Source organism: Streptomyces sp. TAA486 (assembly GCF_000426165.1).
This window is the reverse complement of the sequence record NZ_AUEV01000016.1, coordinates 15,213-38,419: the sequence shown is the minus strand read 5'-3', so window position 1 is coordinate 38,419 and position 23,207 is coordinate 15,213. Positions and strand designations below refer to the sequence as shown.

The window sequence follows — 23,207 nt, the reverse complement described above, 5'->3', positions numbered from 1 at the left end:
GTACCCCGTCAGTTGTACGCGGGCAGGTGAGCATACGCCCCGGAGCGCAACCAGGGATCCACCTGAAGGCCCCCGAAACACAGGATCCGTGCTTCTAAAGTTCCAGCATGGACCTGCGAAAAAGCGGTGGGAGCCGGCCGGCTCAACTGTCAGCCCGACTGCGCGGCACGGTGCGCGGCCGCTCGAGACGGCTGTTCGTCGCGGCTGCCGCCCTCGTCACGCTCGCCGGGGCAGGCACGTGGAACGCGCTGGCATCCGAAGGGCAACCGCCGGTCCATCGCGCAGACCGCGTCCTCGACATGCCGGGCGCGCAGATCGACACCTCGTACTTCACCTCGGGCTCCCGGTCCGAGAAGCGGCCCGCAGTGCTCCTCGGCCACGGCTTCGGCGGCAGCAAGGACGGCGTGCGTGCCCAGGCGCAGAAGCTGGCCCGGGAGGGATACGCCGTGCTGACCTGGTCGGCACGCGGCTTCGGAGCCTCAACCGGTCAGATAGGCCTCAACGACCCGAAGCATGAGGTCGCAGACGTGTCCCGCCTCATCGACTGGCTGGCCGAGCGCCCCGAGGTGCGGCTCGACGAGACCGGCGACCCGCGGGTCGGCGTGGCCGGTGCCTCCTACGGCGGCGCGATCGCGCTGCTCGCGGCCGGCCACGACGAACGGGTCGATGCCCTCGCGCCGCGGATGACGTACTGGAACCTGGCCGACGCGCTGTTCCCGGACGGGGTCTTCAAGAAGCTCTGGGCCGGCGTCTTCTTCGGCTCCGGCTCTCCCGAGGGCGGCTGTGGCCGCTTCGAGGCGGAGCTGTGCGAGATGTACGAGCGGGTGGCGGTGAGCGGCAAGCCGGACGCCGCCGCCCGTGAACTGCTCGCAGCGCGCAGCCCGTCCGCCGTGGGGGACCGGATCAAGGTGCCCACGCTGATCGCCCAGGGCCAGTCCGACTCCCTCTTCCCGCTCGGCCAGGCGGACGCCATGGCCAAGGCGATCCGTGCCAACGGAGCGCCCGTCTCCGTCGACTGGTTCGCAGGCGGCCACGACGGCGGTGACTTGGAGACGGCCCGCCTCGACACCCGTACGACGGCCTGGTTCGACCGCTACCTGAAGGGCGAGAAGGGCGTGGAGGCGGGTCCGGCCTTCCGCGTCACCGAGGCCGGGGGGATGGACTCCACGGACGGCACGCTCCAGACACGCGGCGCCACCGGCACCGCTTATCCCGGGCTGAACAACGGTGCCCGCAAGGTCACCCTCGACCCCGCGCAGAAGCCCTTCAACAACCCGCCGGGCGCGGGACCACCGTCGATCTCCGCCATTCCCAGCCTCAGCAGCGGCCTCTCGCAGCTGTCCTCCCTCGGCGTCGGCGGGCTGAACATCGACTTCCCAGGCCAGCACGCACGCTTCGACTCCCAGCCGCTGAAGAGTTCCCTGCGCGTCACCGGTTCGCCCACCGTCACGGTGCGAGTGAAGTCCGAGAGCGCCGACGACACCGTGCTCTTTGCGAAGGTGTACGACGTCGGGCCTGGCGGCGCCCAGAGACTGCCTTCGCAGCTCGTCTCGCCCATCAGGGTCGCCGACGCGCAGAAGGGCCGGACCGTCCAGCTCCGCCTGCCCGCCGTGAACCACGAGGTCGAGGCGGGTCACCGGCTGCGGCTCGTGCTCGCCACCACCGACCTCGGCTACGCCTCTCCCGCCGAACCGAGCTCGTACACCGCCACGGTGGAGAGCGAACTGAGCGTTCCCACCGCGCGCGGTGTCACCGCCGAGACCGTCCCGCTGCCCGCCTGGGTCTGGGGTCTGCCCCTCGCCGGGGCCGTCGTCGCGGTCCTGCTGGTGAGCGGCAGGCGCCGCACCTCGGCCCCGGCTCCCGATCCGAAGCTGGCAGAAGTGCCTCTGGAGATCACCGGGCTGACGAAGCGCTATTCGAAGTCCGCCGACCGGTACGCCGTACGGGACCTGTCCTTCCGCGTCGAGAAGGGTCAAGTGCTCGGTCTGCTCGGCCCCAACGGCGCGGGCAAGACCACCGTCCTCCGCATGCTGATGGGCCTGATCAAGCCCGACGACGGTGAGATCCGGATCTACGGGCACGCGGTACGGCCGGGCGCGCCGGTGCTCTCCCGGGTGGGCTCCTTCGTCGAGGGCCCCGGCTTCCTTCCGCATCTGTCCGGGCGAGCCAACCTGGAGCTGTACTGGGCCGCGACCGCCCGTCCCGCCCCAGACGCCCGCATTGACGAAGTCCTGGAGATCGCCGGCCTCGGGGACGCGCTCCAACGCGCAGTGCGCACCTACTCCCAGGGCATGCGGCAGCGGCTCGCCATCGCCCAGGCCATGCTCGGCCTGCCTGATCTGCTCATCCTCGACGAGCCGACCAACGGACTCGATCCGCCGCAGATCCGCGAGATGCGCGACGTCATGATCCGATACGCCGCCCAGGGCCGCACCGTGATCGTTTCCTCCCACCTCCTGGCCGAGGTGGAGCAGACCTGCACCCACCTTGTGGTCATGGACCGCGGCCGACTGGTGCAGGCGGGGGCGGTCGCGGAGATCACAGGCTCCGGCGAGACGCTGCTGATCGGCATCGACGGCCCACCTCCGTCGGACGCCCTGGTGGGGAAGGTGGCCGGACTGCCAGGTGTCATCTCCGCCGCACGGGCCGACGAAGGCTTGCTGGTACGGCTGGGCGGCACGAGCCCGTCCCGGTTGCTGGCGGAACTGGTCGGAATGGAGATCCCCGTGAACGGTCTCGGCCCGCACCGTCGACTCGAGGACGCCTTCCTCACCCTGATCGAAGGAGAGACCTCGTGACCGGCCAGTTGGATACCGCGACCGGCTTCCGAGCAGGCCGCACCCTCCCCTTCCGTGTGGAAGCCGTACGACAGCTTCGGCGCCGCCGCACTGCGGTGGTGGCGGTGATCCTGACCGTCCTGCCCTTCGTCCTGGTAGCGGCCTTCGCCATCGGCGGGGGCGACGACGACGGTGGGGGAGGGCGGGAACAACGGATCAACCTGATGGACACCGCGACCGCCTCCGGGCTCAACTTCGCCGCTTCGGCGCTGTTCCTCTCGGCCGGCTTCCTGCTGGTGATCCCGGTGGCACTGTTCTTCGGAGACACCGTCGCCTCGGAGGCGGGATGGTCGTCACTGCGGTATCTGCTCGCCGCACCCGTGCCCCGCGCGCGGCTGCTGTGGAGCAAGCTCGTGGTCGCACTGACCTTCAGCCTGGCCGCGATCGTGCTGCTGCCCCTCATCTCCCTTGCTGTGGGCACGGTCGCCTACGGATGGCAACCACTTCAGAGCCCGACGGGCAGCTCGATTCCGGCCACCGATGCCCTGTTCAGACTGGCCCTCGCCGTCGCATTCGTCTTCGTCTCCCAACTGGTCACGGCAGGGCTGGCGTTCTGGCTCTCCACCGTCACGGACGCGCCGCTGGGCGCGGTCGGCGGAGCGGTCGGGCTGACCATCGTCGGCAATCTGCTGGACGCGGTCGAAGCTCTCGGCTCCTGGCGGGAGTTCCTGCCCGCGCACTGGCAATTCGCGTGGGCGGACGCGATACAGCCCCAGCTGGAGTGGACAGGGATGATCAAGGGGACTTCCGTCTCGGTGGCCTATGCCCTGGTGCTGTTCGCCCTCGCCTTCCGGGGGTTCGCCCGGAAGGACGTGGTGTCCTGAACCACCTCAGGGGGACCGAACTTGTCGCCTCTGCACGCGCATTCGGTGCCCGAGGTCCCGTGGGTCGGGCCTCGTCCGAGCACTCGCGGCCCACGGCCGGCGACGGCGTCCGCGAGGGTCGCAGCCAGGTACCCGGTGTATGTAGTGTGCGGAAGTGACAAGAAGCGAGCGAATCGCGGACCAACTGGACCGGCACTGGCACAAGAACCTGCGGCCGAGGCTGCACGGTCTTGCCGATGCGGAGTACTTCTGGGAGCCGGTGCGTGGCTGCTGGAGCATCCGCCCACATGGCACGTCGGCCGCACCGATGTCGGCAGGTTCGGGGGAATGGACGATGGACTCCGCGTCCCCTGACCCGGTGCCGGCGCCGGTGACCACGATTGCCTGGCGGCTGGCGCACATCATCGTCTCCTGCCTGGGCTATCGGGTCGGATGGCACTTCGGCGGCCGGGATGTCGACTCCCAGACATTCGCCTACGCGGGGACCGCTGACGAGGCGCTACAACAGCTCGATGAGATGTATGGGAAATGGAACGCGGGGGTCCGCGAGCTCTCGGACGCTGACCTGGAGAATCCGCCCACGGTGGGTCCCGAGCGGTTTCCCATGGAGGGCATCGTCCTGCACGTCAACAGGGAGCTGATCCATCACGGCGCCGAGATTTCCCTGCTGCGCGACCTCTACCGCTGGCAGGACGGAGCCGTTTCCGCGCCGAATATGACTTTCCGGTAACCGGCGATCGAGCTTCGGAAACCAAACCTACGTGGACTCCGTGACGCTCCGTGGCTGCGAGCTTCAGTGAAGCGGCGCCCTCTTCAAGTAGCTGGTCAGGGTGGTGGGCGTGAGGGTCGTTCGGGGTGGTCATGCTGGTGGTGCTGGGGTTGTTCCGCACGAGCACGTTGCCGGCCGGGGACCCCAGGCACGATGCAGACCTGAGGCGGAAGGCTCGTGCCGTACTTGGGGGCAGAGCACGTCCCGCCCCGCGCACCGCAGCACTGAGCGCATCGTGCACGTGCACAACGCGCCGTCACCGGGGGCGACTTCGGCGCTCGCCCTCGCCGGACACCCGCGAATCTCAGATCGTGCGTCGTAGCGCGGTCTCCACGGCATCGATCAGCAGATCACCTTCAGTCCGCGGGTGCCGTACGAGTCCGAGTTCGACGTCCGGCAGGGTGGGCAGGGCGTCCGCGTCGTGGCAGGCCATGGCCGGTTCGAGGTTCGCGGGCATGAGCGCCGCGACGCCGAGCCCGGCCCGTACTGCGGCGAGCACACCGACGAGGCTGTTGCTCTCGAACGCCACCCGCCAGTCCCGGTCGGCACGTTGCAGCGCTTCCAGCACTGAAGTACGCCAGATGCAGGGGTTCGAGAACAACACGACCGGCAGCGGATCGGCAGCCAGGTCCACACCCTGACCGATCGCCCAGACCAGCGGGCGGCGTACCGTCCAGCGCGGCGGCCCGGGAACGTCCAGCACGTGATCGAGTACGAGTTGGACGCTGCCCGCGTCGTAGGCCTCCCGCATTTCAGCGCTGGACAAGTCGAGCACTTCCAGCGTCGCGTCAGGGTGCAGCCGGGCGAGGTCGGCGAGGGCCTGTGAAAGCTGGGACGCGGCGAGATCTTCGAGCAACCCGACACGACAGTGGCCGGTGAGCGCGCGCCCAGCTTCGGTGAGTGCCTGCGCACACAACGAGAGAATGCGCTCGGCGTACGGCAGGAGCTCCTCACCCGCCCGGGTCGGCGAGACGCCGGACGGCGATCGATGGAGCAGCGGACGGCCGACCGCGCGCTCGAGTTTCCGCAACTGCTGGCTGAGCGCGGGCTGGGTTTGTCCGAGCGCGGCCGCGGCACGGCTGATACTGCCGGCGCGCACGGCGGTGACGAACGACCGCAACAACGCGGTCTCAAGTTCGCTGGCCATAAATATTCATTATGCCAGCTCCAGCAGATTAGCCGGTTCCTATGACGCCATCGACGATCTAGCGTCACGCAGGTGACCAGATACCGACAGGTGCTCGCCGTGCCAGGGATGGCATCCCTGCTGGGAGTTTCGCTGCTCGCCCGTACCGCGATCACTTCTGCCGTGATCGCGCTGATGATGCATGTCGTGCTGGGCCTGCACATGAACTACGCGGCAGCGGGCGGTGTCGCAGCGACACTGACCGCCGGGCTGGCTCTGGGCGGGCCGCTCCTCGGCCACCTGATCGACCGGCGGGGCCCGCGCACTGTGCTGCTGGTAACGGCCGTGGCGCAAGTCGTGTTCTGGCTGAGCGTGCCGACCCTGCCGTACGGAACCCTGCTGGTCGCCGCCTTCGCCGGGGGTCTGCTGATGGTGCCGGCCCAGTCGGTGACCAGGCAGGCGATCGCCGCGATGACGACGGGGGGACAGCGCCAGGCCGCGTTCGCGCTGGAATCGGTGCAGGGCGAGCTGTCCTACATGGTGGGCCCGCCGATCGTGATCCTCTTTGCGGCGAAGGCATCTCCTGGCGCGGTGACGTGGGGTGTCGGCGCCGCGCTCGTGGTCGGCGGAGCCGGGATGGCCCTGCTCAACCCTTCCCTGCGTGCCGAGGACGAGGTGGATGCGGACACGGCCGGCCGCCCCCGCCGCCGGGAATGGCTGGGCCCCCGCATGATCGCCGTGCTGGTGATGGCGTTCGGCACCACGATGCTGCTCAGCGGCACCGACCTGGCCATCGTCGCCGCCCTCGAAGAAGCCGGCCAGGTGTCCTGGGCCGCCGTGGTGATGGCGGCGTACGGCCTGGCCTCCATCATCGGCGGGCTGGTGTACGGCACGCTCTCCCGGCCGCTGCCAACGTGGCTCCCGCTCGGTCTGCTCGGGCTGGCGACCATTCCCGCCGGGCTGGCTCACGGTTGGCCCTGGTTGTGCGTGGCCGTTGTCGGTGCAGGGCTGCTCGCCGCGCCGAGTCTGTCCGCGGTGACCGACGCGGTGAGCCGGCTCGCGCCCGCCGGCGTGCGTGGCGAGGCGACGGGCCTGCATTCGTCAGCGCTGGGCGCAGGCTTCGCGTTGGGATCCCCGATCGTCGGGGGAGTGATCGACCTGTCTGAGCCGGCGGGGGGCTTCGCGGCGGCCGGGCTGGCCGGCCTCGCCGCCGCGCTGACCGGATGCCTGCTGTCCCGCCGCCCGCCCGCCCGAACGCAGTCTCCCTCAGTAACCTCGGTACCGGACCTCGACGAACCGTGCGGGGCCGGCGCCCGGCCTGGCGCATGAGTAGGGGCCCGTGCGTAGCGTTAGGGCGTCCAAGGGCGTCAGCTGGTGTCTCAGGACTTCAGACGCACGCCGTCCAGCAGCGCGTCGAGGAATTCGTCGGCCAACTCGTCCGGAGTGACCGGTCCTTCGGGTTCGAACCACAGGTACGTGTAGTTGAGCATGCCCAGAATTCCCTTGACGAGCAGTCGGGGCATGGGTTGCAGCACCTTCTCGTCGACGCCGCGGTCGAGAGCCTGCCGCCAATAGCCTTCGTAGCGTTCACGGGCAGCCACGAGCTTGTCCCGCTTCTCTCCTGTGAGCGCCGTGTACTCCCGGAAGAACACCGCCCACTCGGAACGGTGACTCGCGATGTTCCGCAGGAGTTGCCGTGCCATCTCCCTCAGGAGCTTCTCAGCGGGAAGCCCGGCACGCACCAGCTCTTCAGCCTGGTCGTTCATTCGGTCGACCTGGGTCCTGCTGATTTCGTAGAGGAGAGACTCCTTATTTCCGATGTAGTGGTACAAGGCTCCGCGCCCCAGGCCGACGGCCGTGCAGATTTCGGCAACACCGGTGCCGTGGTAGCTGTTACGGGCGAACAACGCGGCTGCGATTGCGATGACGCGTTCCCGGTTCTCCCCGTAGTTGGTGCTCATGCGCCTGCTTTCCCCTGGACCCGGACATCGCCCCTGTTCCAGCCTATAGGTCCGAAGTCGTCGCGGAAGCGGAACCCTGACAGCAGCTCACGGGCTGCGACCATGTACTGAATGGTGGGCGTGCCCTCCTCGAGCCAGTTGAGACGGGCGTCACGATAGAGGCGCTCGATCGGGTGCTTTCGTGTGTAGCCGATGCCGCCGTGCACCAGCAGCGCCCGGTCGGTCACACGGCCAACGGCCTCCAGACCGAACTGTTTGACCATTGAGGATTCCGCGGGTATCCGTGTGCCCGCGTCCCACTTCGCAGCCGAATCGGCCAGCATGCCCCGCAGGGCGTAGACGTCCGTGGCCATCTCGGCGAGGTAGCGCTGGATGGCCTGTCGCTGCCCGATGGCCTTGCCGAAGGTCACCCTCGACTGGGCGTGGGCCAGGGACAGTTCGAGCGCGCGCTCCGATGTGCCCAGTGAACTGGCCGCGATGAAGACGCGGCTGATCTCCAGCGCTCGCTCCAGGTGCTTCTGGCCTTCACCCGGCGCACCGACGAGAGCCGAGGTATCGACGGCCACGTCGTCGAGGGTGACCACGCCGTGCTCCCCGCCCTTGCAGCCCATCGTCTCGGGCAGTGGCTCGATGCTCAGCCCCGGGGCGTCCCGCTCGATGAGAAAGGCCGAGACCTCTTCGGTCCCGGTCTTGGCGAACACGAAGAAGTGACTGGCCAGGTCGGAGTTGGTGATGAGCCACTTCTGACCGGTCAGGACGAATCCGGAGCTGCTGCGACGCGCGGTCGTCCCGAGATCGGCCCCTGTGCCGTGCTCGGGTTCCGTCAACGCGAACGCCACCGATTTCGCCCCGGTGGCTGCCCCGGGAAGGATCGCCTCCCGCTGGGCATCGTCGCCGACTTCGGACAGGGCGTGCGCGAAAGAGTTGTGTACGTGCACGACGACGCGGATGCCGCCCTGGATCTTGGCGAACTCGGCGATGATGGGCAGATATTGACGTATCGAAAGGCCGCTGCCGCCGTATTCACGAGGGACGAGCAGCCCGAAAGCACCGCACTCACGCAGTGCCGGCAGCACGATGTCGTAGGGGAGTTGCTCCTCGTCCTCGATGCGGGATTCAAGGGGGGCGAAGGTTTCCCAGATCGTGGCGTGGATGCCACCGGCGAGCCGCTCGTATTCCTTGTCGCTGAGTCCGTCGTACACGATGGTCCCTTCCTGGAAGATGTCGTGAGTGCTGATCGCGGTCAGATCGACCAACCGCCGTCGGCGGAGAGCACAGAGCCCGTGCAGTAGGTCGCGTCCTCGCTGAGGAACACCGCAGCGCGAGCTATCTCCTCGACCGTTCCGAGGCGCCGAAGCAGTGTCGAGCGGGCAATTCCCTCGCGGGCCGTGAGCGGCACCTGGGCGGTCATGTCCGTATCGACGAAGCCGGGTGCGAGCACATTGACCCTGACCCCGTCCCGGCCGGTCTCCTTCGCCAGCGAGCGGGCAAAGCCGATCATCGCCGCCTTCGCGCTTGCGTACGCGGTGTCCCCGGCGTGCCCGATGACTCCGACGACCGAGGAGACGACAACGATGCTGGGATCGCTGGAGCGCAACAGTGAGGGGAGGGCGGCACGCGTGAGTGCGGCGACACCACCGAGGTTGAGCTCGATGATCCGCCACCACTCCCGAGCATCCATCTCGGACAGTCGTCCGCCTTCCCACTGGCCGGCATTGAGGATCAAGGAGTCCAAGCGCTTCCACCGCTCGAGTACGGCGGCGACAGCCGTCGTTGCGGTGCGCTCGTCACCGAGGTCGTAGTGCACCGGGAGGACCTGACCGGGCGCCCGGGTGCGCAGCCGTGCGGCTGCCTCGTGGCCGCTGCGGAATCCCACCGCGACATTGCGGCTGCGGTTCACGAGCTCCCTGCTGACACCCGCTCCGATCCCCCGAGTTCCGCCGGTCACCAGCACGGTGCGGGTGGAGGAGGGGGCGGGCGGACCGTCGTGGAGTTCTGCCGGAGTACGCATGGTCGGAGTGTACCGATCGATCCAATCGATGCAACCACGTCTTCGTGCATGCACGTCAATCGATGTGAGCATGCCGTTGCGAGGTGGTCTTTTCTGCGCACGCATCGCGCCATAAATGCAGGTCAGGGATGCGACAGAGGTAGGTCCGGGTGCGACTCGAGGCACCGTGGACGAGTGTGAGTGGTCGCTCACATTTTATGTACCGATCGTTCCAAGGGGTATTGCGTGGGCCTCGGAGGCGTGTTAGCTCTGTCATCGCACAGCTCAGCCCGTCCACGGACCACAGGGAGCCGCTCGTGACCGCACAGGAGCTGACCGGAACACAGAGCAACCCGGCGAAGGTCGCCTTCGCGAGCTTCATAGGAACCGCGATCGAGTGGTACGACTTCTTCCTGTTCGGGGCCGCAGCCACTCTGGTCTTCAACGAGCAGTTCTTCCCGACTCTGAGCCCGACTGCCGGAACTCTCGCATCATTCGCGACCTTCGGTGTCGCCTTCGCCGCCCGACCGCTCGGCGGCATCGTCTTCGGTCACTTCGGCGACCGCGTCGGACGCAAGAAGATGCTCGTCTTCTCACTGCTGATGATGGGCGTGGGCACGGTCGCCATCGGAGTGCTGCCCACCTACGACCAGATCGGCATCGGCGCACCCGTTCTCCTCGTCGTGGTCCGCTTCATCCAGGGATTCGCGGTCGGTGGGGAATGGGGCGGCGCAGTGCTCCTGGCAGTCGAACACGCACCTCCGGAACGCAAGGCCTTTTACGGGAGTTGGCCGCAGGCCGGTGTACCGGCCGGACTGGTGCTCTCTTCGAGTGCCTTCTTCGCGGTGGAACTGCTCCCGGCGCAATCCGTCGCCGACTGGGGGTGGCGACTGCCTTTCCTCGCCTCGGTCGTCCTGGTTGTGCTGGGGCTCTACATCCGCCTTCAGGTGATCGAATCACCGGACTTCGTGAAGGTGCAGGAGGAGCAGTCCCTTTCCTCGTTCCCGCTCGGGGATCTGCTGCGCCACGCCAAGAAGCCACTGCTGGTGGGAATGCTCACCCAGGCCGCCGCCAACGTGCCCTTCTACGTGGTCACGGTGTTCGTGCTCTCCTACGGGCCGCATGAACTGGGCGTCTCCCGTGGGGTCATCCTCTCGTGCCTGATTCTGGCGTGCGTGCTGGACATCTTCACGATCCCCTGGGCGGCCATGCTCTCCGACAGGTTCGGGAAGCGGAATTCGCTGCTGGTGGGATCTGCGTACATGGCGGTGATCGCCTTCCCCTTCTTCTGGCTCTTCGATTCAGGGTCGACACCGCTGATCCTGGTCGCGATGATCTTGATGGTCACTGTCGGACACGCGGTCACCTACAGCGCGATCGCCGGCTTCCTCGCAGAACTCTTCCAGGCCGAGTACCGCTATACCGGCGCCTCCGCCGCGTATCAGTTCGGCGGGATGATAACCAGTGGGCCAGCGCCTTTCGTTGCCGCAGCGCTCTTCGCCCGAGCCGGTGGGTCCTGGGCGATATCCGCGTATATCGCCGGGGCATGTGTGGTCACGTACGTCGCTCTGCTCACCGTCTCTTCGAAGCACACCGCAGACGAGCTGAGGACGGTATGACGGCCCGGCAGTGCATCTCCGTGAATTCCATGTGCGGGACCCCATGAGCGCGGCGGCCATATGGCGGCGGATCGAATCAGGGCTCTCCTGCGATCCCGCCGAGTCGCTCAACACCGCACAGGAGGCATGCGGCAGGTTCGGCCAGGAGCGCGGCAGGCTCGCGTTGATCGTCCGGCACGCGGACGGTACCTCCGAGCGGTGGACCTACCGCGAACTGGACCGTGCGTCGGCCAAGACGAGCCGGATGTTCGCACGAGCGGGGCTGCGCCGCGGCGACCGTGTCGCCGGCTTGCTGTCCCGGCAGATCGAGAGCTGGATCGTCGCGCTGGCCGCCTGGCGCAGCGGACTGGTCTATGTCCCGCTGTTCTGTGGCTTCGGCACGGACGCACTCGTCTACCGGCTGCGTTCCTCGAGCGCGAAGGTCGTCGTCGTCGGCCACCGCTGGAGGAGCACGCTGGACGCTGCCCTGGCCGAGCTCGACGAGGAGCTGAGGGTCTTCACCGTCACCGGTCCCCGCGGCTCGGGCCTGGTGCGGGGCGATGAGAGCTTCTGGGCGGAGTGGGACCGCAGCCCCGCTGACAGCCCCGCAGCGGCGACCGCTGCACGGGACCCGGCAACGTTGCTGTTCACCAGCGGCACCTCCGGAGACCCCAAGTCATGCGTCATGCCGCACTCGGCGCTGCTGGCCGTGCTTCCCTTCGCGCGGTACTCGCTCGGTGTCTCCTCGCGCGATCTGCTGTTCACGGCCGCGGACCCGGGCTGGGCCTACGGTCTGTATTCCACCGGTGCGGCCCCGATGGCGATGGGCGTGCCGCGGGTGCTCTACAGCGGGGACTTCGACCCGGCCGCCTGGACGCGGGTGCTGCGTGAGGAAGGGGTCAGCAGTATCGCGGCCGCGCCCAGTGCGTACCGGAAGCTTCTGCCGGCGTTGCGCCGTGAGGGAGCGCCCGACCTCATGTCCGCCGCAGCGGCGGGGGAGCCCCTCGACGCTCATACCGCAGCCGCCTGGGGCGAGTCGGGTGCACCAACCATCCGCGACGGTTACGGGCTGAGTGAAATCGGCATGGTGCTGGCCGACTTGGCGGGCGGTGCCGCTCCGCAGCCCGGCACACTCGGCGGGCCCGTACCCGGCTTCACCGTTCGTCTCGTGGACCACAACGGCGAACCCGTGGGCGATGGCGAGAGCGGGCTGATCGCAGTCGAACGACCCAAGTACCGCCTCAGCAGCGGCTACGAGAACCGGCCGGAAGCTTGGGAGACGAAGTGGCACGGAAATCTGTTCGTCACCGATGACCGCGCCCGTGTGCTGCCCGACGGCCGTTGGCAGTTCCTCGGACGCGAGGACGACATGATCATCACCTCCGGCTACAACGTGAGCCCGGTCGAGGTGGAACGCGTCCTGAGCGAGCACCCCGGCGTCGCCGAGGCCGCGGCCGTCGCCGGGACCGGGCGCAATGGCGGCACCGTGGTCCGCGCCGTGATCGTACGCACCCAACCCGAGACTCCTGCCGAGGAGTTGGAAGCAGAAATGCGAGCCGCCGTGACCCGAAGGGTCGGCGCTCACGCCACTCCACGACTGTTCGACTACATGGACGCGCTGCCCCGTAACTCCGTCGGCAAGTTGCTGCGGTCGGCCCTGCGTTCACAGAAGGAGGGCCCTCATGCTCAGCCGTAGAAGCTTCGGATGCTCCCTCACCGGCTTGCTGGTCGGCACGGTCTCATGCAGCTCCGGCGCTGAGAAACCGCCCGGGAAGACGAGCCGGGTCACGCTCGTGCACGACATACCGCCCGGTCACCCGCGGATCCCGTACTTCGAGGATTTCGCCGCGTCGGTGAGGACGCGTTCGGAGGGCGTCGTCACCGTACGGATCAACCCTCAGCGCACCGTCCTCGCCGGACGGGAGTCGCTCGACGCAGTGAGAGGGGGGCGTGCCGACCTGGCGGCGGTGAACATGGCCCATCTGGAGGCCCTGGAGACCAAGACGGGCTTCATGAACCTGCCCTTCGGGCTGGACGACTCGGTCATGGGTGAGGCCGGCCGGCGGAACGCGGTCGCCGCAGTCCTGGACGAGCAGGTGCGACCGCACGGCCTTGTTCTGCTCGGCCTCATGCGGGGAGCCGACCAGCTCTTCGCGTTCCCCGAGAAGGACGTGAGCCGGCTCGAGGATGTGAAGGGCAAGAAGATACGGGTGGCCGGCGACGGCATCTACGAACGGATCATGCGCGGGCTCGGAGCGGAGCCCGTGGCAATTCCCATCCCGCGTCTGCGGGAGGCGATTCGAGGCGGCAAGGTCGACGGGGTCTTCACCTCGCCCGGAGGCTGGTCGACCGAGGTCCGCCAGCACGCCCCGCACGCGCTGCAGGTACCCGGGCTGATGTTCATCACCTACGCACTCGTCGCCGAAGAACGGTGGCTGGCCGGAATCCCGAAGCAGCAACGTGCGGCGCTCGTCGCATCCGGACGTCAACTGACCGACGGCTGGCGGCGGATGCTGCGGGACGACCAGAGGGTGATCAAACAGACCGTGGCCAAAGGCGCGACGTTCGCCTCCGCACCCGAAACGGAAATGGCCCGGTGGCAGAAGCGAGTTGCGGCGATCCGGACGGACTTCCTCGACGAACACCCCGCCGTGGACGAGTCGTTGCGCAAGAGGGGAGTGGAGCTGTCATGACAGGACCCACCGCGCTGGAGGTGCCAGGCGATGCGTGACGCGGTGATCGTCGATGTGGTGCGCACCGTCAGCGGAAAGGGCAAGCCAGGCGGGGCACTCTCCCATCTGCACCCTGCGGATCTGCTGGCCGCGGTGCTGCGTGAGTTGGTCGAGCGCAACGGGATCGAGACGTCCGTCATCGAGGACGTGGTGGGCGGATGTGTCACGCAGGCGGGTGTTCAGTCCTCCAACATCACACGAAGTGCCGTTCTGGCGGCGGGCTTTCCGGTGAGCGTGCCGGCCACCACGGTCGACCGTCAGTGCGGTTCGAGCCAGCAGGCACTGCACTTCGCCGCGCACACGGTCATCGCGGGCGCCGCGGACGTCGTCATCGCATGCGGCGTGGAATCCATGAGCAGGGCGCCGCTGTGGTCGAACGTGGGCGATGCCGACCCCCACGGCCCCGGAGTCGCCGAACGGTTCGCGCCCCAGCTGGTACCGCAGGGCATCTCCGCCGAACTCGTGGCGGCACGCTGGAAGTTGATCAGAGAGGAACTCGACGCCTACGCCTGCACTTCACACGCACGCGCAGCGGAAGCCAGCGCATCCGGGCTCTACGCACCCGACCTCGTGGCGGCCGAGGGCTGTGAACTCACGGCGGATGAGACCCTGCGCGGGGACACCACCATGGAAGGTCTTGCACGGCTCGCACCGTCCTTCAGGGACGAGACCATGCTCGATCGCTTCCCGGAGATCAATTGGTCCGTGACCGCGGGCAATTCATCGCCGCTCACCGACGGGGCGTCCGCAGCGCTGGTGATGAGCGGAGAGAAGGCGGCAGCCCTGGGACTGCGCGGCAGAGCCCGGGTGCACAGCACAGCGGTCACCGGCGATGATCCGGTGCTGATGCTGATGGCTGTCGTCCCGGCGACCGAACAGGTCCTGCGCCGTGCTGGCCTGTCGCTGGACGACATCGACTTCTTCGAAGTCAACGAAGCGTTCGCGGCCGTACCGCTGGCCTGGCAACGGGAGTGCGGCGTGCCCGGCGAGAAACTGAACGTGAACGGAGGAGCCATCGCGCTGGGGCATCCGCTCGGCGCGTCAGGACTGCGTATCGCTTCGACGCTCCTTCAAACGCTTGAGAACCATGGCGCCAGGTACGGCCTGCAGACGATGTGCGAGGCCGGCGGAATGGCGAACGCGACCGTACTGGAGCGGCTGCCATGAGCCGAATCGGCACACCTCCATCACCGGCCACACGGCAAGCCGCATCTTCTTCCGCGCTGCCGGGATCCGTACTCGCCCTTCTTCCGTGCAGCGTCGGGCAGTTGAGGAGCAGCTCATGAAGCTTCAGGGAGCCGCGTGCCTGGTCACCGGCGGAGCGTCGGGACTGGGACAGGCAACCGCCAGGCGGCTTGTGGAGGCCGGAGCCCAGGTAACCCTGGTGGATCTGCCCTCCTCCGAGGGCGAAGCCGTTTCCGAAGAGCTGGGGGAGAGTGCCCTCTTCGCGGCGGCCGACGTCACCAGCGAACAGGACGTCCTCGCTGCTCTGGAGACCGCCGAACGCCAGGGACCGCTGCGCCTCGCCGTGAACTGCGCAGGGGTAGCCACCCCAGGCCGTGTACTGGGGAGGAGCGGTCCTCTTGACCTGGACGACTTCGCCCGCGTCGTCCAGGTCAACCTTTTCGGCACTTTCAACATCGCCCGCCTGGCAGCAGCCCGCATAGCTGCCGGAACACCAGTCGACGGTGAGCGCGGCATCATCGTCAACACCGCTTCTGTCGCGGCCTTCGAGGGCCAGATCGGCCAGGCCGCATACGCCGCCTCGAAGGGGGGCGTCGCCGGTCTCACGCTCCCGCTCGCCCGTGACCTGGCCGACCGACTGATCAGGGTCGTCTCCATCGCTCCCGGTCTGTTCGAGACGCCCATGCTGGCTGCGCTGCCCGAGGAGGCGAAGCAGTCCCTCGGCGCGCAAGTGCCGCACCCCAGCAGGCTCGGACGTCCCGAGGAGTACGCGGCACTCGTCGAGCACATAGCGACGAACCCGATGCTCAACGGAGAGACCATTCGACTCGACGGTGCCGTCCGGCTGCCACCCAGGTGACGTTCCCGCCCGTGAGGTCGGAGCGACATCCCTGGGGCCCTCGCCCAGCGCGCAGCAAGCCCGCGGGACGGCACGGCACAGCACAGCACAGCACCCAGAGGGGAACCAATGTCAGGACCGCTTCGCACCTTGAGCGTCATCGAGTTCGGCGGCATCGGTCCCGCTCCGCACGCGGCCATGCTGCTCGCCGACCTGGGTGCCGACGTTGTCCGGGTGGAACGGCCCAGCGGTGAGTACCAAGTCCTTCAACCCGGCACACCCGACTGGCTGCAGCGCGGAAAGCGGTCGGTGCATGCGGACTTGAAGACTGCGGACGGACTTCGGGCCGCCCTGGATCTCATCGCGATCGCGGATGTCGTCATCGAGGGCTTTCGTCCCGGAGTGGCCGAACGGTTGGGAGTCGGTCCCGAAGCATGTCTCCGGCTCAACCCCTCACTCGTCTACGCCCGGATGACCGGCTGGGGACAGACAGGGCCAAGGGCGCAGTCGGCCGGCCACGACATCAACTACCTGTCCCTCAGCGGCGTTCTCCACGCGATCACCGATCCTCAAGGCCGCCCGTCCGTACCGCTCAATCTCATCGGCGACTTCGGCGGAGGATCCCTCTATCTCGTGATGGGTGTCATTGCCGCGCTGTGGGAACGGCAGAACTCGGGCCAGGGGCAGGTGATCGACGCGGCCGTCGTGGACGGGGTCACCTCGCTCTCGCAGGCCATCTGGTCCTTCCGGGCGCAGGGCGCCTGGAACGACCGCCCCGCTCAGAATCTCCTCGACGGAGGGGCACCCTTCTACGACACCTACCGCTGTGCCGACGGCCGCCATGTGGCGGTCGGCGCCCTTGAACCGCAGTTCTTCGCGCTCCTCTTGACCGGCCTCGGGCTGGACTCGGACGAACTGCCACCACAGTACGAACGCTCGGGGTGGCCCGCACTGCGAGAGGCATTCACCGCGGCTTTCGCCACCCGCACCCGCGACGAGTGGACTGCAGTTTTCGCCACCGGCGACGCCTGCGTCACCCCGGTCCTCACCTTCGCTGAAGCGGCGACGGATCCGCACATGACCGCTCGCAGCACGCACATCACCGAGGGCGGAGTGACACAGGCAGCTCCCGCGCCCCGCTTCTCCCGGACGGTTCCGGACACGCCGTCGCCTCCGCGAACACCTGGGGCCGATACCGACGCAGTGCTGAGCCCTCCGCAGGACGACGGCCAGTAGGAGAACCGGCAATACGGGACCCCGACCTGCCCCGGCGTCTGCTGGAACGGACACCGAAGCGGTGGCCGGCCCAAGGTGCGCTCTTACGCTGCAGATCCGGTGGTCACACCGAGGAGGCCGGCGGACACTTCGCGCCCTGGCGAGCCACAGCCGGACTTGAACAACCGCGCCCCAAATCGCATCAGAACGGCAAGCGCCGACGGGTGCGGCGGCCCGCGCTGCCGCTCTTGGCGACGGCGCGGGAACTGCTGCGGAACGGCTTGCTCAGCAGGCGACCAAGCGAGCCGGGCGCCTTGCCCGCGGTACGGGAGCCGGCCCCAAGGAACGCTGTGCCCCGCGCTGCGGACGGTGTGAGAACCGGGGCAACAGGAATGCCAGCACGGCCACGGCAACACAGACGAAGACGATCCCGATGATCACGAAACACTCCTTGGACGGGGTTCGGGACGGCTGAGTGCCCCCGACGAGTGCTGACATGCGCATCACCGCCTCCAGCGTGACGAAAACGACCTTTCCCGCGATTCCCCAGGTGCACGTTGAAGTGCCCGTATCACCTTGCAGCCACCGGTGATCACCGTAATCTGATGTGCATCTGCAGAATGGGGTGAGGCTGTGGGTGTACTGGTCGTGGAGCATGCACGTGGGGAAGGCCCGTACAAGCTCGGGGAGGCGCTGTCAGCTGCCGGGCTGCGGATGCTTCTGTGCCAGGTGTGGGCAGGCGACCCGGTGCCGGAGACTCTGACCGATGTCGATGCACTCGTGGTGATGGGCGGAGCGCAGGCTGCATACAGCGACGACGGCTTTCCCTCACGCCACGCCGAACTGGAGTCGCTGCGCATGGCGTTGGCCGATGAAGTGCCGGTGCTCGGGATCTGTCTGGGGGCACAGCTGCTTGCCCTGGCCGCGGGCGGCACGGCCCGGGTGGGATCCGGGCTGCAGCTGGGTTGGGGCGAAGTGGCTTTCAGCCCCGAGGCCGACTGCGATCCGCTGCTTTCCGATACACCTGAGCGGCTGCGGGTTCTGAGTTGGCACGGCGACACCATGGACTTGCCGGAGAAGGCGGTGTTGTTGGCCTCCTGCGATCGGTATCCGGTGCAGGCGTTCCGGGTGGGAAGGGCCGCGTGGGGACTGCAGTTTCACCTGGAGGTGGACGAGGTCGCAGTGGACGCGTTCTTGGGAACGGCGTCTCCGCAGGAGGTGGCCGCTGCTCCCCGTCTTCGCGAAGAGACGCCCGGCGAGTTGACGGTGTTGGCACCGCACCGGGACCGAGTGTTCGCCCGGTTCGCGGCACTCGTGGCCGATCGGACCGAACTCACCGCGACCCGCACGTTCTTCACTCCGAGGACCGATGCGTAGGAGCTGCGGTTCGCCGCCGACGGCCCAAGGAACGCCTCGGCCGTTGCCCGCCCGGAGCTGAGTACGAGATCACTGACTCATACCAGCCCCGATGACCTGCGGGTTCGAAGTCGGAGAACACTCAGCGGGGCGGACCCGTCCCGAGTTGACAGCACAGACCCCAGCCGAGAGGTGAGCTGCGAGAGCAACTGGTCGGCCTGGGGCACCACTCGGGGCCCCACCGAAGAAGTCCCGATGGCAACGGCTACTCCGGTCCAGGCCAGTGGGCCCAAGGGCGTGCACCCGAAGAAGCGACTGACGACGGGCGTCTGGACGAGGGCGACGAGAACGGCGGCGGTGCTGATGACCGTGCCGAGGACAAGGGGGCTGTCACGGCGTCCGACCACGGTCTGGGTGAGCTGGGAACCGATCACGCCGCACAGGGCCATGGTGCTGGTGCGCTGTGCGGATCCGGGGGTGAGGCTGCCGAACAGCCACGCCGTCGCCGCGCCCGCTCCTGTGATCAGGCCACGTTGGCGGATCTCGTGTGTGAGCGGTTCCCCCAGGTTGGCGAGACCCACGGAGCGCGTCTCGGTCAGGGTGTCCTCCGAGGCGGGGCCCCGGTCGTGAGGCGTGACCGCGATCGCCATGGCCGGGAACATGTCGGTGAGCAGGTTGACCAGGAGCAGCTGGCGCGCGGACAGCGGTGATGTACCGGAGAGCAGCGTGCCCAGTACGGAGAAGCCGACCTCTCCCGCATTGCCGCCGAGCAGGATGCTGATGGCGTCGGCCACGTTGCGCCACAGGGCCCGCCCCTCGGTGATGGCGTCGATGAGCACCGAGAGTTCGTTGTTGGTGATCACGAGGTCGGCAGCATTGCGTGCGGCCGCTGAACCGCGGGCGCCGATGCCGATCCCGACGTCGGCGGCCCGGATTGCGGCGGCGTCGTTCGCGCCGTCCCCGACCATGCCGACGACGCGTCCCGCCTCCCGGAGTGCCTCGACGACCTGGAGCTTCTGTTCGGGTGCGACGCGGGCCACGACGCCGCAGTCCTTGAGGATGCGAGCTCGCCCTGCCCGGTCGAGCGCCGCCAGGTCGTGGCCCGTGACCACTGTGACGTCGGAGGGCCAGCCGAGGGCGATCGCCATGCATCGGGCGGTCTGAGGATGGTCGCCGGTCAGCATGACGGGACGTACGCCTGCCTCTCGCAACCCGGACACGAGCGGGGCGGAGCTGGCGCGCGGGGTGTCGGCCAGAGCTACGAACCCGATGAGTTCCAGCAGTTCGAGCGGCTTGTCCAGGGCATCGGCGGCCTCGTTCACCCCGAGGGGACGCTGGGCCACGGCGATCAGCCGCAGACCCTGGGCAGCGAGGGTGTTTGCCAATTCGACGGCCGCCGCGTCCGAATCGGGGCAGCAGGGCAGTACGACCTCCGGCGCGCCCTTGACCACCAGTTTTTCGTCACCCTGCGCGACCCTTCCGATGGCGGCCGCGAACCCGCGGCTCGATTCGAAGGGTTCGGCCCGCACAGTGGTCCATCCGGCCTCACGCGGGGCGGCCGCCAGGACGGCTTCGTCGGTGGCATGGGCGTGGACACCCACCCGGTCCGCTGCGGCGGGGCACGCGCGGGCGGCGATGCGCAGAACCAGAGACGCCTTGGGGTCGGTCGCCGTGTGCTGGTCACCGCTCGCGGTGACGACACTGACGACGCGCAGCTTGTTCTCCGTGAGCGTTCCGGTCTTGTCGAAGCAGACCGCGTTGACGCGGCCCAGCGCCTCCAAGCTGCGCGGCGTACGGACGAGGACACCGAGCCGGCTGAGACGCCGTGCGGCGGCCATCTGTGCCACGGTCGCCACCAGGGGCATGCCCTCGGGCACGGCCGCGACCGCGACCGCGAGTCCTCCCTGGAGCGCCATACGCATCGGACGTCCGCGCAACAAGGACAGACCGGTGACGGCTGCACCGCCCGCGAGTGTGAAGGGCAGCACTCGCCTGGTCAGTCTGTGCAGACGTGCTTGTACTCCTGCCGAGATGGGGACCCGAGCGGCGAGAGATGCAGCACGACCCGCTTCCGTCTGGTGGCCGGTACCCACCACGACGGCCCGCGCGGAGCCGGCCACCACGGTGGTGCCCTCGAAGACCATGCAGCTTCGGTCGGCGAGTGAGGCACCCGGAACGGCGGCCACATGTTTGGGAGTCGGCAACGACTCGCCGGTCAGCGAGGATTCGTCGACCTCGCACCCGTCGACCTCCAGCAGCCGCGCGTCTGCCGGGACCACGTCGTTGACGCGCAGCTCGATCACTTCGCCCTGCGCCAGGCGGGCAGCCTCGACGACGGAGACCTCACCGGTCGAGGGCTCAAGCCGTCGGGCCATGGGCCGCTGCTCGGTGGCGAGCGCGAACAGCGCCCTCTGCGCGCGCAGCCGTTGGACCCCGCCGACCAGGGCGTTCAGCCCTACGGCGCCGATGACGAGGTAGGCATCGACCGCCGAGCCCAGCAGCGCGGACGCGGTGGCGCCGACCACCAGCACGGGGGTGAACGGATCGTCGAGTTCAGCCCACACGGCGCGGGCAAGCTGAGCCCCCATCCGTACGGGCGCAAGCACCGGGTACCCCGCCATCTCCCGTGCGAGACGGCCGGCAAGACGTCGTGTCACCGACCACCCCGTGGGCGCGGTCCGTGCCGCCTTTCGCAGCCGCGCCATGACTTCGTGCGGTGGCAGAGCATGCCAGGGCACTCGCGGTTCGGGCCGTGGCATTGTTCCGGCGGCCACGACCAGTGCGGCTGCCCAGCCCCACGTCAGCGATGCGGCGGTGGCGACGGTGACCGGGCTGAGACGTACGTCGAGGGAGGCGGGCGTCTGCTGGGACCGTGCCTCCCGGGTGAGCACCAGCAGCTCGGAGAGCGCGGCGCCCGCCTCCGCGAAGAACTTGCCCCACCCGCTGACCGCTTGGGACAAGGTCACCGCGGACAGCAACCGCCAGACGCCTTCCAGCCCGCGCAGGGACAGCAGATCGGCGCCCCATACGACGGCACTGCCCTCGTCGGCGACCGCGACGGCGATGTCACCGCTCAGCAACCCGTCGATGACGTCGCGAGCGGAAGGAGCCCGCTCCGGTTGTTCAGTCCGGCGGTCATGCGGGACTCGCGCCACGGTGAGGACCGTACGGCCCTCGTCCTGGAGAGCGGCGACGGTTCCGGCGAACGGGACCTCCCCTGAGGTTAGTTGATCTGCCAGGGTGCCGAACTCGCCGAGGCCGTGCTCGTCCACCACCACGACGTGCAGCCCGGCCCGGCGCGCCGCGTCCAGCGCGGCCTCGGCCATGGGCTCGACTTCCCAGCCGACCAGGACGGTTCCCACATCTCTGCCGAGCACCGAGGCGATCATCAGCCCCGCTTCCGACGTCGTCTCATCGGGCACCGGACGAAGCACGAGGGGTGGCTCCCCGGGTGATTTCGCCCCGGCCTCGGGATCGTTGAGTGTGTTCATGGCCGCGTGCCACAACCGGCGATGGTCCCAGCCCGTCGTGGTGGGATGGACTTCGAGCACAGTGCGGCGCGTGCTGCGGAGTGCTCCGGAATGCAGCACCACGGTGTCCACGAGTTCCAGACGGCGCAGCCTCGCGGGATCGCCGACCAGCATGTCCTCTTGCGCGAGAGCAGCGGCGAGCACTGCGGTGAAGGCCGACGGACCGAACCGTGCGGCCTTGGGCACACCGGCCAGTACGGTCTCCGCCGCCTTGTCGAGGCTGCGGGTGAAGAGGAGCGTGGCGAGGGCACCGCCCAGCATCCCGTTGACGGCCGTGTCCGAGTACGACTCGTCCGGGCATCTCCGCAGCGCCGGAAGCACGGTGGCGTCTCTTGCCACCGTCAGGCGGTCCGGAGCACAGAGCGTGTCGTGCACTGCCTCGAACGTTGCGAGCTGGGCGAGCGATCGCACCAACTGAGTGGCCCGCAGCGCGGCGTCGAGCAGCAGAGGTCCCGGTGACTGCGCGATCCCCAAGACAGCCGCCTGGGCTGCGCCCAGGAGCAGGTCGCTCGCGTCCGAGCCCAGCAGGCGGCTCAATGCCGCACGCACTCGCGAGTCCTCACGCAGGAGGGAGACCGACGCCACGAGGGCTTCCGGCGCGCGCGCCGGAAGCACCGCTCGCCCCGCGAAGACCGTGGCGATGCCTGCCGCGTCGAACGCGAGCGCGGCAACATTGACGCGGACGTTCCTGACGTCACCCTGGTGGCCATACGCCGGCGTCGGTTCGTCGATTCGTTCAAGCCCATGCTTGGCCGCGAGTTCGGATGCCCTGTCGGCCACACGCTCGCCGACCGCGTCCTCGACGGTCCTGACGACCACGCACCCCAGGCCGCCGTCCCAGTAGGCGAGCAGCACATCAGGGTGCTCGGCCAGTTCGACGGCCACTTTCCCGGCGGCGGTCTTGAGCAGTTCCGCGGTGCGCACCGGTGCGTCAGGGGGGTACCGCAGACCCAAGTGCATCCGGGACCCCGCGCGCCAGTGACCGGCTTGGGGCGTCATCGCGATCCGGCCGACTCTGCCGAAACGCCCCGCGGACGCCCACACTTCCGTCGCGCCGCTCACCGCTTCATGCGCACCGACGCTCACAAGCCTGCCCGTCAGGCGTGCCGCCGCGGCCACCGGCGGGGAGATCCGGCGAGTGGTCTTGGCGGGCACGGCCATGACGCTCTGGACAAGAGAGGTGGTCAGCTTGGGCAGCCCGGCGAGCAATCGAAGCAGCATTCCTCACCTTCGCGGGGATTCCGTG

General features: G+C 68.5%; 16 protein-coding genes and 1 pseudogene. 11 read left to right on the top strand and 6 right to left on the bottom strand.

Translation table 11 applies throughout. The features are described from left to right. The first annotated feature begins 107 nt into the window (after window positions 1-107). From I004_RS0121505 to I004_RS0121495, 3 genes are all read left to right on the top strand, one after another. Window positions 108-2,798, top strand: coding sequence for an alpha/beta fold hydrolase (locus tag I004_RS0121505; RefSeq protein ID WP_078511580.1), 2,691 nt, complete (start codon window positions 108-110; stop codon window positions 2,796-2,798). Further along, on the top strand, window positions 2,795-3,661 hold the full coding sequence (locus tag I004_RS0121500) for an ABC transporter permease (protein ID WP_028437198.1): 867 nt from the start codon (window positions 2,795-2,797) through the stop codon (window positions 3,659-3,661). The genes I004_RS0121505 and I004_RS0121500 overlap by 4 nt, the downstream gene beginning before the upstream one ends. A gap of 154 nt (window positions 3,662-3,815) precedes the next feature. Further along, window positions 3,816-4,391 carry a DinB family protein gene (locus tag I004_RS0121495; protein ID WP_028437197.1) on the top strand — a complete coding sequence of 192 codons (576 nt, stop codon included), beginning with the start codon at window positions 3,816-3,818 and terminating at the stop codon, window positions 4,389-4,391. 343 nt (window positions 4,392-4,734) lie between these two features. Here I004_RS0121495 and I004_RS0121490 read toward each other — a convergent pair whose 3' ends face one another. Further along, window positions 4,735-5,577, bottom strand: a complete 843-nt coding sequence (locus tag I004_RS0121490) for a LysR family transcriptional regulator (protein WP_037977247.1) — start codon at window positions 5,575-5,577, stop codon at window positions 4,735-4,737. A gap of 72 nt (window positions 5,578-5,649) precedes the next feature. Here I004_RS0121490 and I004_RS0121485 point away from each other — a divergent pair, with 72 nt between their 5' ends. Beyond that, window positions 5,650-6,885, top strand: coding sequence for an MFS transporter (locus I004_RS0121485; protein ID WP_028437195.1), 1,236 nt, complete (start codon window positions 5,650-5,652; stop codon window positions 6,883-6,885). 50 nt (window positions 6,886-6,935) lie between these two features. On the opposite strand, the gene I004_RS0121480 is transcribed toward I004_RS0121485, so the two are convergent. From I004_RS0121480 to I004_RS0121470, 3 genes are read right to left on the bottom strand one after another with little or no spacing between them, the layout of a single operon-like run. After that, window positions 6,936-7,517 (bottom strand): TetR-type transcription factor C-terminal domain-containing protein, encoded by a 582-nt coding sequence (locus tag I004_RS0121480; protein WP_028437194.1) that lies wholly within the window; start codon window positions 7,515-7,517, stop codon window positions 6,936-6,938. Next, window positions 7,514-8,773: an acyl-CoA dehydrogenase family protein gene (locus I004_RS35280; RefSeq protein WP_199779439.1), complete on the bottom strand. Its 1,260-nt coding sequence runs from the start codon at window positions 8,771-8,773 to the stop codon at window positions 7,514-7,516. Before I004_RS35280 ends, I004_RS0121480 begins: the two co-directional genes overlap by 4 nt. Then, on the bottom strand, window positions 8,761-9,528 hold the full coding sequence (locus tag I004_RS0121470; RefSeq protein ID WP_051345297.1) for an SDR family oxidoreductase: 768 nt from the start codon (window positions 9,526-9,528) through the stop codon (window positions 8,761-8,763). The genes I004_RS35280 and I004_RS0121470 overlap by 13 nt, the downstream gene beginning before the upstream one ends. A gap of 296 nt (window positions 9,529-9,824) precedes the next feature. Here I004_RS0121470 and I004_RS0121465 point away from each other — a divergent pair, with 296 nt between their 5' ends. The 6 genes from I004_RS0121465 (at window position 9,825) to I004_RS0121440 (ending at window position 17,096) form a co-directional block, all read left to right on the top strand. Then, window positions 9,825-11,126, top strand: a complete 1,302-nt coding sequence (locus I004_RS0121465; RefSeq protein ID WP_051345296.1) for an MFS transporter — start codon at window positions 9,825-9,827, stop codon at window positions 11,124-11,126. A gap of 10 nt (window positions 11,127-11,136) precedes the next feature. Next, entirely contained in the window at window positions 11,137-12,801 is a 1,665-nt protein-coding gene (locus I004_RS0121460; protein WP_199779438.1) for an AMP-binding protein, read from the top strand. After that, window positions 12,788-13,798, top strand: coding sequence for a TRAP transporter substrate-binding protein DctP (locus I004_RS0121455; RefSeq protein WP_028437190.1), 1,011 nt, complete (start codon window positions 12,788-12,790; stop codon window positions 13,796-13,798). The genes I004_RS0121460 and I004_RS0121455 overlap by 14 nt, the downstream gene beginning before the upstream one ends. 30 nt (window positions 13,799-13,828) lie before the next feature. Beyond that, window positions 13,829-15,004 carry a thiolase family protein gene (locus I004_RS0121450; RefSeq protein WP_028437189.1) on the top strand — a complete coding sequence of 392 codons (1,176 nt, stop codon included), beginning with the start codon at window positions 13,829-13,831 and terminating at the stop codon, window positions 15,002-15,004. Window positions 15,005-15,119: 115 nt separating this feature from the next. Next, window positions 15,120-15,881 carry an SDR family NAD(P)-dependent oxidoreductase gene (locus tag I004_RS0121445; RefSeq protein ID WP_028437188.1) on the top strand — a complete coding sequence of 254 codons (762 nt, stop codon included), beginning with the start codon at window positions 15,120-15,122 and terminating at the stop codon, window positions 15,879-15,881. Between the two features lie 108 nt (window positions 15,882-15,989). Next, window positions 15,990-17,096: a CaiB/BaiF CoA transferase family protein gene (locus I004_RS0121440; RefSeq protein WP_028437187.1), complete on the top strand. Its 1,107-nt coding sequence runs from the start codon at window positions 15,990-15,992 to the stop codon at window positions 17,094-17,096. A gap of 181 nt (window positions 17,097-17,277) precedes the next feature. Here I004_RS0121440 and I004_RS40435 read toward each other — a convergent pair. Further along, window positions 17,278-17,573 (bottom strand): annotated as a pseudogene (locus I004_RS40435) (DUF6411 family protein). Window positions 17,574-17,708: 135 nt separating this feature from the next. Between I004_RS40435 and I004_RS35275 the strand changes: the two are divergent. Beyond that, a complete protein-coding gene (locus I004_RS35275; protein ID WP_051345295.1) occupies window positions 17,709-18,452 on the top strand; it encodes a type 1 glutamine amidotransferase in 744 nt (247 codons plus the stop codon). 77 nt (window positions 18,453-18,529) lie between these two features. Here I004_RS35275 and I004_RS35270 read toward each other — a convergent pair whose 3' ends face one another. Beyond that, window positions 18,530-23,182, bottom strand: coding sequence for a cation-translocating P-type ATPase (locus I004_RS35270; protein WP_051345294.1), 4,653 nt, complete (start codon window positions 23,180-23,182; stop codon window positions 18,530-18,532). Window positions 23,183-23,207: the final 25 nt, after the last annotated feature.